The organism is Streptomyces gobitricini, from assembly GCF_039532985.1.
Taxonomy (GTDB): domain Bacteria; phylum Actinomycetota; class Actinomycetes; order Streptomycetales; family Streptomycetaceae; genus Streptomyces; species Streptomyces gobitricini.
This window is the reverse complement of sequence record NZ_BAAASR010000002.1, coordinates 59,001-71,908: the sequence shown is the minus strand read 5'-3', so window position 1 is coordinate 71,908 and position 12,908 is coordinate 59,001. Positions and strand designations below refer to the sequence as shown.

Annotated in this window: 12 protein-coding genes; 3 read left to right on the top strand and 9 right to left on the bottom strand. The window is 75.0% G+C overall.

Annotated elements, in window-relative coordinates:
- Positions 1-179: 179 nt before the first annotated feature.
- A complete protein-coding gene (locus ABD347_RS01245) occupies positions 180-1,112 on the bottom strand; it encodes a peptidoglycan-binding domain-containing protein (RefSeq protein WP_344355340.1) in 933 nt (310 codons plus the stop codon).
- A 280-nt stretch (positions 1,113-1,392) separates the two neighbouring features.
- Here ABD347_RS01245 and ABD347_RS01240 point away from each other — a divergent pair, with 280 nt between their 5' ends.
- Positions 1,393-3,441: an MFS transporter gene (locus ABD347_RS01240; protein WP_344355338.1), complete on the top strand. Its 2,049-nt coding sequence runs from the start codon at positions 1,393-1,395 to the stop codon at positions 3,439-3,441.
- Here the strand turns inward: ABD347_RS01240 and ABD347_RS01235 are convergent.
- Complete coding sequence (locus ABD347_RS01235; RefSeq protein ID WP_344355336.1) at positions 3,438-3,956, bottom strand: GNAT family N-acetyltransferase; 519 nt, start codon at positions 3,954-3,956, stop codon at positions 3,438-3,440. The two genes, ABD347_RS01240 and ABD347_RS01235, sit on opposite strands and share 4 nt — an antisense overlap.
- A gap of 108 nt (positions 3,957-4,064) precedes the next feature.
- On the opposite strand from ABD347_RS01235, the gene ABD347_RS01230 reads away from it, so the two are divergent.
- Both ABD347_RS01230 and ABD347_RS01225 read left to right on the top strand, forming a co-directional pair.
- Positions 4,065-4,706 carry a hypothetical protein gene (locus tag ABD347_RS01230; protein WP_344355335.1) on the top strand — a complete coding sequence of 214 codons (642 nt, stop codon included), beginning with the start codon at positions 4,065-4,067 and terminating at the stop codon, positions 4,704-4,706.
- Entirely contained in the window at positions 4,706-5,524 is an 819-nt protein-coding gene (locus ABD347_RS01225; RefSeq protein WP_344355334.1) for a hypothetical protein, read from the top strand. Before ABD347_RS01230 ends, ABD347_RS01225 begins: the two co-directional genes overlap by 1 nt.
- Before the next feature lie 10 nt (positions 5,525-5,534).
- Here ABD347_RS01225 and ABD347_RS01220 read toward each other — a convergent pair whose 3' ends face one another.
- From ABD347_RS01220 to ABD347_RS01190, 7 genes are all read right to left on the bottom strand, one after another.
- The gene (locus tag ABD347_RS01220; RefSeq protein ID WP_344355332.1) at positions 5,535-6,203 is read right to left on the bottom strand and encodes an O-methyltransferase; all 669 of its coding nucleotides are present in this window, start codon (positions 6,201-6,203) and stop codon (positions 5,535-5,537) included.
- A gap of 302 nt (positions 6,204-6,505) precedes the next feature.
- Positions 6,506-6,907 (bottom strand): aggregation-promoting factor C-terminal-like domain-containing protein, encoded by a 402-nt coding sequence (locus ABD347_RS01215; RefSeq protein WP_344355331.1) that lies wholly within the window; start codon positions 6,905-6,907, stop codon positions 6,506-6,508.
- Positions 6,908-7,231: 324 nt separating this feature from the next.
- Positions 7,232-8,083: an ECF transporter S component gene (locus tag ABD347_RS01210; RefSeq protein WP_425575547.1), complete on the bottom strand. Its 852-nt coding sequence runs from the start codon at positions 8,081-8,083 to the stop codon at positions 7,232-7,234.
- Positions 8,047-9,801 (bottom strand): ABC transporter ATP-binding protein, encoded by a 1,755-nt coding sequence (locus tag ABD347_RS01205; RefSeq protein WP_344355329.1) that lies wholly within the window; start codon positions 9,799-9,801, stop codon positions 8,047-8,049. The genes ABD347_RS01210 and ABD347_RS01205 overlap by 37 nt, the downstream gene beginning before the upstream one ends.
- Entirely contained in the window at positions 9,798-10,892 is a 1,095-nt protein-coding gene (locus tag ABD347_RS01200) for an energy-coupling factor transporter transmembrane protein EcfT (RefSeq protein WP_344355327.1), read from the bottom strand. Before ABD347_RS01200 ends, ABD347_RS01205 begins: the two co-directional genes overlap by 4 nt.
- Entirely contained in the window at positions 10,889-11,572 is a 684-nt protein-coding gene (locus ABD347_RS01195) for an SCO2322 family protein (protein WP_344355325.1), read from the bottom strand. Before ABD347_RS01195 ends, ABD347_RS01200 begins: the two co-directional genes overlap by 4 nt.
- Positions 11,569-12,849 (bottom strand): SCO2321 family membrane protein, encoded by a 1,281-nt coding sequence (locus ABD347_RS01190; protein ID WP_344355322.1) that lies wholly within the window; start codon positions 12,847-12,849, stop codon positions 11,569-11,571. Before ABD347_RS01190 ends, ABD347_RS01195 begins: the two co-directional genes overlap by 4 nt.
- Positions 12,850-12,908: the final 59 nt, after the last annotated feature.

The following is a 12,908-nucleotide window of genomic DNA, read 5'->3' as shown; positions in this document are numbered from 1 at the left end:
CGGACGCAGGGCGGTGGTCGGGCGCGGTGCGGTGCGGTGCGGGGGTTCGCGCGGCCGGGGCCGGGGCCGGGGGTTCGGGGCGGGTGGGGCCGGGAGCGGCCCCGTGCCCCGTGTCTTGGTCCGGCGTCGCCGGGTGACCGCCCGACCCCGCCGGGCCCGAGGGCCCGGAGGCCGTGTGGTCAGCGGCCCGACGTCTCGGACTCCAGCCACTGGCGGGTCTCCGGCCCGTACACGCCCCAGCCGTCGCGCCAGAGGTCGCGGGCCTCCTGGTACTGGCCCACGCCCCACTCCACGTCCTGGTTGTAGCGCCCGTGCATCGGCCCGTCGTACAGGCCGGCCTGCCGCAGCCTGTGCTGGAGCTCCGTGACCTCCGGGCCCCGGTCGCCGCGCCGCAGCGTGGCCTGCTCCTCGGGGGACGGCTCCGGGCTCGGCACCCGGCTCACGCCGGGCGAGGGCGACGGCCCCACCGACGGGCCCTTCGAGGGGGCCGAGGGCGTCGACGCCGTCACCGTCGCCGTACCCGGCACGGCGACGGCCAGGGACGCGGAAACGGTCACCGAGGCGGACGGAGCGGCCGACGGCGAGGTCGAGGCGGACACGGAGGCCGACGCCGGGACCGACGGGGTCCCCGACTGGGACGGCGACGCCGGCCCGGACGCCCGCTGAGGGCCTTCCGGCTCCCCGCTCGGCCAGCCCGGCGTGCTCGGCGCCAGGTCGGGCAGCACCCGGTCCACCTCGCCGTCCCCGCCGAACATCCCGCCCGCGAAGCCCGCCACGCCCACGACGGCGACGACCGCCGCCATGGCGCCCACGACGGCGTACGGCCGGCGCGCACGGCTCCGGGACCGCGCCGCCGCCCGGAGCTGCGCCCGGGTGCCGGCCCGTGCGCCGTGCGGCGGCCCCACCGTCTCCAGCGGCACCAGCTCCGGCTCCAGCGGTACGTAGAGCGGCATCGTGGACGGCGGTGGCGGCGCGGCGTGCGGCGGCGGCATCGTGGACGGCGGTGGCGGCGCGGCGTGCGGCGGCGGGGTGGACGGCGGCGCGGTGTGCGTCGGCACGGCGGAGACGGCCGGCTCCGGCCCCCAGCCGGCCTCCGCGTCGTGCAGGTTCACGTACGGACGTATCCCCAGCGTCTCCTCCGTGGAGGCGCATCCGCAGTCGCCGTCGCACTCAGGACAGACCTGTCCCGTCAATGTGGGCCCCTCCCCTTGAACTGCGAGCGATTATGCAGCCCCCCGGGCCCCCCGGAGGACCACACTCCGTTCCCTCCTGCCCGCTCGGCGGGCCGTATCAGGACGAAGCGCCCAGGATGGGATGTGGAAACGAGGGGTACGCGTCCGACCCGCCGCCCGCCCGCGCGATGACGGCGCGCGAGATGACGAGGGAGAAACCATGGCGCAGGAAGCGACCACCCCGGCCACCGGCCCCGCCCCCGGACAGGGACAGAACCGGCGTACCGTCCTGGTCGCCATCGGCGCCCTGCTGCTCGGCATGCTCCTGGCGGCACTCGACCAGACCATCGTTTCCACCGCCCTGCCGACGATCGTCAGCGAACTGGGCGGCATGGACCACCTGTCCTGGGTCGTCACCGCCTACATGCTCGCCTCGACCGCCGGCACGCCCCTGTGGGGGAAGCTCGGCGACCAGTACGGCCGCAAGAAGCTCTTCCAGACCGCCATCGTCATCTTCCTCATCGGCTCCGCGCTGTGCGGCATCGCGCAGAACATGCCGCAACTCATCGCCTTCCGCGCCGTCCAGGGCCTCGGCGGCGGCGGCCTGATGGTGCTGTCCATGGCGATCGTCGGCGACCTCGTCTCCCCGCGCGAGCGCGGCAAGTACCAGGGCCTGTTCGGCGCCGTCTTCGGCGCCACCAGCATCCTCGGGCCGCTCCTGGGCGGGCTGTTCACCGAGCACCTCTCCTGGCGCTGGGTGTTCTACATCAACCTGCCCATCGGCGTCGTCGCGCTCTTCGTCATCGCCGCGGTGCTCCACATCCCCGTGCGCGCCACCCGCCACACCATCGACTACCTGGGCACCTTCCTCATCGCCGCCGTCGCCACCTGCCTCGTCCTCGTGGCGTCCCTCGGCGGCACCACCTGGGCCTGGGGCTCGGCGCAGATCATCGGCCTCGCCGCCCTCGGCGCCGTGCTGCTCGTCTGGTTCGTGTACGCCGAACGGCGGGCCGCCGAGCCCGTACTGCCGCTGAAGCTGTTCCGGGTCCGCACCTTCACCCTCGTGTCGGTCATCAGCTTCGTCATCGGCTTCGCGATGTTCGGCGCGATGACCTACCTGCCGACGTTCCTCCAGGTCGTCAGGGGAGTCACCCCGACCATGTCCGGGGTGCACATGCTGCCGATGGTGCTCGGCATGCTGATCACCTCCACCGGCTCCGGCCAGATCGTCAGCCGCACCGGCCGCTGGAAGGTGTTCCCCGTCGTCGGCACCGCCGTCACCGCCGTCGGTCTGCTCCTCCTGCACCGGATGAAGGTGTCCAGCTCCGACTGGGAGATGAGCCTGTACTTCTTCGTCTTCGGCGCGGGACTCGGCCTCGTCATGCAGGTCCTGGTGCTGGTGGTGCAGAACGCCGTCCCGTACGAGGACCTCGGCGTCGCCACGTCCGGCGCCACCTTCTTCCGCTCCATCGGCGCGTCCTTCGGCGTGGCCGTCTTCGGCACCGTCTTCACCAACCGGCTCACCGGCAAACTGGGCGAGGCCCTCGCCGGCCGGGAGCCGCCGCCGGGAGCCGGGGCCGAGCAACTCGCCGCCGACCCCCGCGCCATCGCCGCTCTGCCGCCCGGACTGCGGCCTGCCGTACTGGAGGCGTACGCGACCTCCATCACGGACGTCTTCCTGTACGCCGCGCCGGTCGTCGCCCTCGCCTTCCTCATCGCCCTGCTCCTGAAGGAGGACCGGCTGCGCGGCGCGGTCACCGCCCCCGACCCCAGCCAGACCGTCGCCTCCAACCCCGTCGAACGCTCCTCGTACGACGAGTGCGCCCGCGCGCTGTCGGTGCTCGGGTCCCGCGAGGGGCGCAAGGAGGTCTACGAGAGGATCACCGCCCGCGCCGGGCTCGACCTGCTCCCCGCCGCCAGCTGGCTGCTGCTGCGGGTCCGCCGCCACGGCACGGTGGAGCCCGGGCGGCTCGCCGACACCACGCCCGTACCGCTGAGGTTCATCACCCAGGCGGCCCGGCAGCTGGAGGAACGGCGTCTGGTGCGCCGCGAGGGCGTCCAGCTGATGCTGACCGATCAGGGCGTGGAGGTGGCCGTGCGACTCGCGCACGCCCGGGAGGAGTCGCTCGCGGAACTGCTCGGCGACTGGTGGGGGCCGGAACGTCCGACCGACCTGGTGCAGTTGGTCGAGGAGCTGACGGCCGAGCTGTGCGGCTCCCAGCAGGAACGGCCGCGTTCCGTGGAGGTGCGCCGGAACCACTCGCTCTAGCGGGCGGTCCCGTCGGTGGCCCGGTCGTCGGTCCGCAGCTCCTTGCCGTACCAGATCTCCATGTACGGGCCCTCGCAGTACGCCGGGATCTCGCGGTACCCACTGCGGACGTACAGGGCGCGCGCCTCCACCAGGTCCAGGCGGGTGTTGAGCACCATGTGCCGGGCGCCCAGCCCGACGGCGGCCGTCTCCAGGGCGTCCATCAGGAGGGCGGCGCCGCCGGTGCCGCGGAAGGCGTGCCGGACGAAGACCCGGGTGAGTTCGGCCCGTTCGCCGTCGAGCATCAGCACCCCGCCGCAGGCGGCTGGCTTCCCGCCCTTGTGTCCGACCACGAACTCGCCGGTGGGCGGGGAGAGCCGCTCCAGCCGGTCGTTGAGGATTCCCTCGTCGATCTCCTCCGCCCTGATGGGCCGCCGGTAGTAGCGGCTCGCCACGTCGTAGTAGTAGTCGACCCGGAGGGCGGTGGCGTCGGGTGTGTCGTAACGCTCGGGGAGGACGGTCCATTCGGTGCTCATGGGGCGTCTCTATCCGAAGGGCCCGTCGTTTGGCCAACGTGTTTGCGGCAACACGGGCGTCGAACAGACACGAAGAGAGCCCGACCCCTGGATCGAGGGAAGACAGTCATGTCCACTGTCCTGATCGTCGTCGCCCTGGTCGTCGTCTTCGCCGCCGTGGTCGCCGCGGTCCTGTATGCCGGACCCGGCAGGGGAGCCGGCCGGCGCGGGCGCGGATTGAAGCGGCGTTTCGGCCCCGAGTACGAGCGGACCGTCGCCCGGCACGACGGCGACACCAAGGCCGCGGAACGAGAACTCGCCGAACGCGTCCGGCTCCACGGCGACCTGCGGCCGCGTCCGCTGTCCCCTGAGGCCCGCGAACAGTACGTGGCCCTCTGGGCCGGCCTTCAGGAGCAGTTCGTCGACGCGCCGCGCCAGGCCGTCTCCGAGGCGGACCGGCTGCTGGGCAAGCTGGCCGAGGACCGCGGTTTCCCGGCGGCCTCCGCCTACGAGGAGCAGGTCGCCGCTCTGTCCGTGCACCACGCCGACCACGTCGACGGCTACCGCCGAGTGCACCGCACCGCCCACATGGACGGCCGCGACCAGACCGCTGGCACCGAGGAACTGCGTGCCGCGATGGTCGACGCGCGGCGGCTCTTCGAGGAGCTCGTCACCGAGCACGCCGAGGACCACGCCCGCCACGCCCCGCGCCGCCGGGCCGACCGCGGCAACCGGCTCCACGCGCCGTGGCCGAAGGGAAGTGGTGCCTGATGGCCCCGCAGACGCCGGCCCCGCAGCACGACAACGGTGACCCGAACGCCGACCCGTACGGGGCGAAGACCGGCACCACACCCGGTGCCGGTCCGGGCGCCACGCCCGGTACGTCGTACCGGGTCGCCCCGCTGAACGAAGCCGCCGCGAGGCCGGGGGCATCCGCGCCGGCCACCGGCCCGGGCACCGGCCACGGGCTCGGCGCCCCGACCGGGGCGCCCGCCCCCGGCGACCGGGGTACGGCCCCCGGCGCGCCCCCCGGCACCGGCGCCGCGACCGGAGACGGGGCTCCCGGCAGGCCGGGCACCGCGCGGGAACCCGGCGCACAGGCCGGAACAGCCGCCACGCACGAACCGCACGCACCCGGCGTGCCCGGCGCATCCGGCGTGCCGGGCACGCCGGTCACCGCTCACACCGCCGGAGACCGCACCGGGAACGGTGGGTCCGCCGGGCCCGGGACCGGGGCCACCGGGTCCGAGTCCGGGTCCGGTGCTCGCGGGGCCGCGACCGGGACGGGCGACGTGGCCGGGGTCTCCGCGCCGCTGGTGCCGGACGGGGCCCGTGAGGACCTCGCCCGGCGCATGCAGCAGGCGCTCACCGGGTTCGTCGACAGCCCGCACCAGTCCGTGAAGGAGGCCGCGGCGGTGCTGGACGCGGCCGCCGACGAGCTCACTGCCGCCCTGGCCGACCACCGCCGCGCCCTGCGCGCCGACTGGGACGAGGAAGGGCGCGCGGACGGCGAGGAGCCGGACACGGAGCGGCTGCGTGTCACGCTGCAGGCGTACCGTGCCATGGCCGAGCGCCTGTTGCGGGTGTGACGGCGGCCGGTCAGGCCGCCACTCGGGCCAGCAGCATCCCGTCGTAACCCTTGCCGCCGACCGTCTGGAGCGCCGTCGCGTCCAGTCGCGGGTCCCGCGCGACGAGGTCGTACAGCTCACGCGTGGCGATCACCGCCGGGTCCGTCGAGGACTCGTCGGTGATCGCGCCGCCGCGCACCACGTTGTCGACGACGATCAGGCTGCCCGGCCGGGTGAGCCGCAGCGCCCACTCCACGTACCGGGGGTTGTTCGGCTTGTCGGCGTCGATGAAGACCAGGTCGAACGGGCCGGCGTCTTCCTCGGCCAGCTTCGGCAGCGTGTCCAGGGCCGCGCCCGTCCGCACCTCGGCCACCTCGGCCAGTCCCGCGCGGGCGAGGTTCGCGCGGGCGACGCCCGCGCGGTCCGGGTCGTACTCCAGCGAGATCAGCCTGCCGTCCTGCGGGAGCGCGCGGGCCAGCCACATGGTGCTGTAACCGGCGAGCGTGCCGATCTCCAGGACCGTACGGGCGCCCTGCACACGGGCCAGCAGATGCAGGAACTTGCCCTGGGGCGGCGACACGCCGATCGCCGGCAGCCCCGCCGCGTCACTGTCGGCGAGCGCTGCGGTCAGCGCTTCGTCGGCGGGCGCCAGCATGTCGGTGAGGTAGTCGTCCACGGCGGTCCAGCGTTCTTGGCTCATGCGACCGAACGTACGCGACACCCTCGCCCGCCGAACCGCACGTCCAGGACGTGTTCACCGGCGCCGAGCGAGGGCGGCGATGCGGCCGGGCACCGGCGCGCGGTGCCGGCACATCCGGGTCTCAGGATGCGGGTGGCCCGTGGGGCGACAGCGACCTGGACCCCGACGGCGCCCAGGGCGTCCACGGCGCCCAGGGCGTCCACGGTGCCCAGGGCGTCCACGGCGCCCACGGAGGCGCGAGGGTCCGCGAAGGCCCCGGTGAGCGGGGCTCACCGGGGCCTTCGTCGTCATGCGGGGACGGCTCAGTACCAGCCGTTGGACTGCCAGAAGTTCCACGCGCCGCACGGGCTGCCGTAGCGGTCGTTCATGTAGTCCAGGCCCCACTCGATCTGCGTGGCGGGGTTGGTCTTCCAGTCCGATCCGGCCGACGACATCTTCGAGGCCGGCAGGGCCTGCACCAGGCCGTAGGCGCCGGACGAGGCGTTCGTGGCGGTCGGGTTCCAGCCGGACTCGTGCTCCACGATCTTGCTGAAGCACTGGTACTGGCCCGCCGGGACCATCTTCTTCGCGATGTCCTGCGCGGAGGCGGCCGAGGCCGGAGCGGTGGTGCCCAGCACGGCGCCGGTGGCACCGAGCAGCACGGCGGCGCCGGCGGCGACGGACTTGGGACGGGCGGAGAAACGGCTGACGAACGAGCGGAACACGTAAGCGACCTAACGTCGGGGACATGGGGAGCCGCACGGGCAGGCCGGAACCACGCCAGGGGCGGGGGAACGGGGCTGCCAGGGGCGCTGCGATGCGAGCTGCGCCCGGCGACATCACCAGAGAAGCAGGGCGGTTCGGCCGCGGCAAGGACCCCCGTTACTACGCGGGGCCGGAGACGGGCTCATCGTCGCTCCCTGCCCCGGCGGCGATCAGTGCACGTCGGCACGGGGGACACCGGGCCCCCCGGCTGTCCGTTTCAGCCCACTATCTTCCGTCGTATGTGACCTACGTCCTGTGGGGCGCCTCACCCTCACGGGCTGCTTTCAGGCCTTCTCGGTGCCTTCGAATGTGACCTGGGCCTCGAAGGCCGCCCTATGGGTTGCCCGGCGCAAGGCCCTCAGCACTGTCGATCCAATGGTCATCACCAGGACCACGGTGAGGACGGCCCGCCCCAGGTCCCAGCCGAGCGAGGTCGCCGCGCAGTACGCCAGGAACCTGACCAGGTTCTCGTACACCGGGTCACCGGGGTGGAAGGAGATCCCGCTGCCCATGCCCTGCAGGGTGACCCACCCCTGGAGGTTCATCACGGTCCCGTACGCGAACGCCGCCACCGCCCCGTACAGCGACAGCATCAGCAGCTCGCCCCGGCCCCGCAGCGCCACCGGCCCCGGCAACAGGCCCGCGCCCATGGTGAACCAGCCCATCGACAGCATCTGGAACGGCATCCACGGGCCCACCCCACCGGTCAGCAGCGCCGACGCGAACATCGTCACCGCGCCCAGCACGAAACCGAACCCGGGGCCGAGGACCCGGCCGCTCAGCACCATCAGGAAGAACATCGGCTCCAGGCCCGCCGTGCCCGCGCCCAGCGGGCGCAGCGCCGCCCCGACCGCGGCCAGCACGCCCAGCATCGCCACCGCCTTGGCGTCCATGCCGCAGTCGGCGATCGTCGCCACCACCACGGCCACCAGCAGCGGCAGCACCACGGCCAGCAGCCACGGCGCGTCCTGGGAGCGGCCGGCCAGGACGGACGTACCGTCCGCCAGGAGCGGCCAGCCGAAGGCGACCACCCCTATGGCGCTGATCAGTACGAGCGCGGCCACCGAGCGGGGCCCCAGACGCACCGGACGGACGGCGCTCACAGGGCCGCCTCCACCTGCGGGACGGTCAGCCACGGCTGCGGCGCCAGGATCTTCGCCACCTGCGGGGCGAAGGCGGGGGAGGAGACGACCACCTCATGGGTCGGCCCGTCCGCGACGACCTCCCCGTCGGCGAGGACGACCACCCGGTGCGCCAGCTCGGCCGCCAGCTCCACGTCGTGCGTCGCCATGACGATGGCGTGCCCGTCGGCGGCCAGACCCCTGAGGACACCGACCAGCCGGCCCTTCGCGGCGTAGTCCAGCCCCCGGGTCGGCTCGTCGAGGAGCAGCAGCGGAGGCCGTGCGGTCAGCACCACCGACAGGGCCAGGGCGAGCCGCTGCCCCTCCGACAGGTCCCGGGGATGGGTGTCGTCCCCCACACCGGGCAGCAACTCCGACACCAGCGCCCGGCAGGCCCCGGGCGCGGCGCCCGCGTCGGCGTCGGCCACCGCGCACTCGGCCGCCACGGTGTCGGCGTACAGCAGGTCGCGCGGTTCCTGCGGGACCAGCCCGACGTGCCGGATCAGCTCACGCGGCGCCGTACGGTGCGGCGCCCGGCCGCCCACGAGGACGCTGCCCGACGCCGGTCCGACCAGCCCGACCAGCGCCCCGAGCAGGGTGGACTTGCCGGCCCCGTTGCGCCCCATGAGCGCCACGGTCTCCCCGGCGCACACCCCGACGCCCACGTCCCGCAGCGCCTCGACCTTGCCGCGCCGCACGGAGAGGCCGCGGGTCTCGGCCACCGTCGGCCCGGCACCCCGCTCGGGCGGCGCGGCCGCACCGCGCACGAGGCGGCTCAGCACCGCCCGCACACCTGACGGGGCCACCCGGGCGCCCCCCACGGCGGCCGGCCCACCGCCCGCGGGCGCGGCGGGAGCGGGAGCGGCGGCGGGAGCGGGAGCGGCGGCGGGCGGAACGGCGGCGGGAGCGGGAGCGAGCCCCGCCAGCCGGTCCCGCAGCCCGCCCGCACGGCGCCGGGCGTCACGGACCGACAGCGGCAGCGGGTCCCAGCCCGCCAGCCGCCCCAGGGCGACCACCGGCGGGTGCACGGGGGACACCGCCATGACATCGGCGGGAGGACCGACGACGACCGGGGCGCCGGGCGCCGGCAGGAGAGCGACCCGGTCGGCGTACTGCACCACCCGCTCCAGGCGGTGCTCCGCCAGCAGGACCGTGGTGCCCAGGTCGTGGACGAGCCGCTGGAGGACCGCGAGGACCTCCTCCGCCGCCGCCGGATCGAGCGCCGACGTCGGCTCGTCGAGCACCAGCACCTTCGGGTGCGGGGTCAGCACGGAGCCGATCGCCACCCGCTGCCGCTGGCCGCCCGAGAGCGTGGCGATCGGACGGTCCCGCAGGGCGGCGAGGCCCAGCAGGTCCAGCGTCTCCTCCACCCGGCGCCGCATCACCGCGGGCGCGAGCCCCAGCGACTCCATGCCGTACGCCAGCTCGTCCTCCACCGTGTCCGTGACGAAGTGCGCGAGCGGGTCCTGGCCCACGGTGCCGACCACGTCCGCCAGCTCACGCGGCCTGTGGGTGCGGGTGTCGCGGCCGTCGACGGTGACCCGGCCGCGCAGGACGCCGCCCGTGAAGTGCGGCACCAGGCCCGACACCGCGTTCAGCAGGGTCGACTTGCCCACCCCGGACGGACCCACCAGCAGCACCAGTTCACCCTCCGGAACGGTGAGGTCGACGCCGTCCAGCGTGGGCGCCCCGGCGCCGGCGTACGTCACCGTCACGTTCTCGAACCGGATCACACGGACTCCTTCGGCAGTGGGGCCACGAACGCGGGCAGCAGGCCCACAAGAACGGAGAGCGCCGGCCACAGCGGCAGCTCGGGCGCGGCGAGCGGGACGACACCCGGGTGGAGCGCCGCCGCGTCGGCGGCGACCATCAGCACGGCGACCACCACGCCCGAAGCCGCCACCAGCCAGGACCTCGCGTCCCACCGGTCGGGCCGGTAGCGGGTGCGCACCGAACGGCGACCGCCCAGCCGCAGCCCCGCCAGCGCCATGGCCACCCCCACCGCGACGAGCGGCACCGCGTACGAGCCCCCCGCGGCGGTCAGCAGGCCGTAGGCGCCGACGCACACGCCCAGCAGCCCGCCCAGCGTCAGGACGGTGGTGGTGTGCCGTACCGCGCGCGGCACCGGCGCCGTCCGCCCGTACCCCCGCGCGTCCATCGACGCGGCGACCGCCACCGACCGCTCCAGCGCGCCCTCCAGCACCGGCAGCCCCACCTGGAGCACCGCCTTCACCCCGCCCGTCGGCCGTCCCCGCAGCCGCCGGGCGGTCCGCAACCGCGCCACGTCGGCGACCATGTTCGGCGCGAACGTCATCGCGACGACCACCGCGACCCCGACCTCGTACAGCGCGCCGGGCAGCGACTTCAGCAGCCGCGCCGGGTTGGCGAGCGCGTTGGCGGCGCCCACGCAGATCAGCAGCGTGGCCAGCTTCGCCCCGTCGTACAGCGCGAACACCAGTTGCTCGGCCGTCACCCGGCCCCCGATCCGCACGCCCCGCGCCCAGTCGGGCAGCGGCACTTCGGGGAGCGTGACCAGCACGCGCGTACCGGGAATGGGGGAACCGAGGAACACCGAGAAGACCAGCCGGATCACCAGGACCGCCAGGCCCAGCTTCACGAACGCCCCGTACGAGCGGGCCCACGGCGCGTCGGTGCGGCGGGCCGCCACCACGTACCCGGCGACACCGACCAGCAGGCACAGCAGCAGGGGGTTGGTCGTACGGGACGCGGCGGCGGCCAGGCCCAGGGCCCACAGCCACCAGGCGCCCGCGTGCACGGCGTTGGAGCGGTTCGCCTCGGGAGCGCGCGGGTTCAGCGGGTTCATCGGCGACGGCGGCGGGCCTGCCACACGGCGGCGGCGCCCAGGACCGTGACGGCGGCCACTCCGGCGACCACCCCGACGGACGGCCCCGGTTCGGGGTCCGTGACGGGGCGGGACCCGGACGAAGGTGCCGGGGACGGTGCCGGGGACGTGGCCGGGCCCGGTCCGCCGGGAGCCGACGACACCCGCTCCCCGCAGCCCGTCCTCGGGTAGCCGGCGATCGCGCACAGCAGCGCCTGGCTGTCGTACCGCAGCGGCTTCGCCACCGCCGCGAGGGCCTCCGCGCCGGTCGCGTCGGTCCGTACCCGCGCGCACGCCGTCCGCGGCGCGGGCGGCGGGCCGGTGCCCTCGGCCGCGTCCGCGACCGTACCGAAGTCGATGACGACGGCGACCCGCTTGGTGCCGTCCTCCGCGGGTGTCGCCCCGCAGATCGCGGCGAAATCGGGTGCCCGGCGAGGCTGTTGGGCGTCCTGCGAATCGGCGCTCACGGCGAACCGGTAACCGTTGACGTCACCGTCGGCGGGCCGGGCGGTGGCCGGCCCCAGCGTGGCGTACGTCCACCCGCCGCCCCCGCTCTCCCAGAACGACCAGTAGCGGTAGCCGGCCGCCCCGGCCGTCCCGGGGAGGCCGAGCAGCACGGCGCAGACCGTGAGGAGCAGGACCGGGAACCGTGCGCGCGTCACGGCTGCCGGTTCCGCTTGCGGCCGCTGAGCAGGAAGCCGATGCCCGCGCCGGCCACCAGGAGGATGGCGACGGCCGGCCAGACGTCGAAGCCCGGGTCCTCCTCCTCGGTCCTGTCCTCCGGCCTCTCCTCCAGGGGCAGCGACTTCGGCGCCGGTCCGGTCGCGTTGAGCCGCTGTACGAGGTCGACGCCGCCGAAGTCGCGGGCGTCCGCGCCCACCGCGTGGGCGGCGAGGACGAGCTGGGCGTAGGCGGCGGGGCCGCTCTCCTCGGCCCAGGCCGCGGAGTTCCGCTTCAGCCACTCCAGGGCGCGGGTCGCCGTGTCGATGTGCCCGGCCGCGCCGAGGGCGATGACGGCGTCGGCCGTGTTGCCGAAGTCCGGCCGGGGCGCGGTGGTGGCGGCGCCCGGCATCGGCGGCAGATCGAGGTGGCCGGTGCCCGCCAGGGTGCCGACCAGATGGGCGGCGCCGTTGCGGGCGGCACGCTCCACACTCGGTTTGTCCCCTGCCGCGCAGGTCGGCTTCTGCTCCGGCCTCGCCCCCCGCGTCTGGAGGTCCTTGCCGAGCCCGGCGAGCACGGCGGCGGCGGTGGCGTCGTCGTTCGCGACGAGCGCGCCGGTCTTCGCGTCGGGCTGGTAGGCGAAGGCGCCCGCGCCCGCCTTGGCGTCGCAGGGGATCGCGAGGCCGAGCAGCGTGTCGTAGGGCGTCTTGCCGCCGCTGGACCGGATGTCGCCGGGCCGGTGGCCGGTCGCGGCGAGGGCGCTGACGACGATCGACGTGGAGTTGGCGTCGCTGGGCGCGCCGGGGTTGTAGCCCCAGCCGCCGTCCTCGTTCTGCACGCCCTTCAGCCAGGCGGCGCCCGCGCCCATGGCCTTGCTGACCGGGTCGGTGCCGGGCTCGGCGGCCTCCGGCTTGTCGACGCCGGACAGGGCCTGGACGGCGACGGCGGTGGCGTTGGTGTCCAGCGGTGTCTTCGGGTCGCAGGTCCTGGCCGGATCGGGGCGGTAGGAGGCGAAGCCGCCGCTGTCGCACTGCTGGTCCAGCAGCCAGTCCACCGCCTTGCGGTTCGGTTCGACGCCCGCCACCTGCTGGGCCATGAAGGCGAGCGACTGCCGCCACACACCGTCGTAGGCCGGGTCCTTGGTGCCGTACAGACCGGCCGGGACGACGGGGGAGGGGGCCGGTGACGGCGCCGCGTGGGCGGCCGGGGAACCGCCGGACAGCAGGACGGCGGCCGCGGCGAGCGCGGCGGCGCCGTGGCGTACGCGAACGGTGGTCATGGCTTGGGGCGGCCTCTCCTGCGGGGGCCGGGCACCGGCACGCGAAAAGGCACCAGGCT

What these genes read in the sequence shown, in the direction of transcription:
- ABD347_RS01240 (WP_344355338.1), top strand. Translation starts at nt 1,393, where the DNA reads ATGGCGCAGGAAGCGACCACCCCGGCCACCGGCCCCGCCCCCGGACAG.
- ABD347_RS01235 (WP_344355336.1), bottom strand. Translation starts at nt 3,956, where the DNA reads ATGAGCACCGAATGGACCGTCCTCCCCGAGCGTTACGACACACCCGAC.
- ABD347_RS01230 (WP_344355335.1), top strand. Translation starts at nt 4,065, where the DNA reads ATGTCCACTGTCCTGATCGTCGTCGCCCTGGTCGTCGTCTTCGCCGCC.
- ABD347_RS01225 (WP_344355334.1), top strand. Translation starts at nt 4,706, where the DNA reads ATGGCCCCGCAGACGCCGGCCCCGCAGCACGACAACGGTGACCCGAAC.
- ABD347_RS01220 (WP_344355332.1), bottom strand. Translation starts at nt 6,203, where the DNA reads ATGAGCCAAGAACGCTGGACCGCCGTGGACGACTACCTCACCGACATG.
- ABD347_RS01200 (WP_344355327.1), bottom strand. Translation starts at nt 10,892, where the DNA reads ATGAACCCGCTGAACCCGCGCGCTCCCGAGGCGAACCGCTCCAACGCC.
- ABD347_RS01190 (WP_344355322.1), bottom strand. Translation starts at nt 12,849, where the DNA reads ATGACCACCGTTCGCGTACGCCACGGCGCCGCCGCGCTCGCCGCGGCC.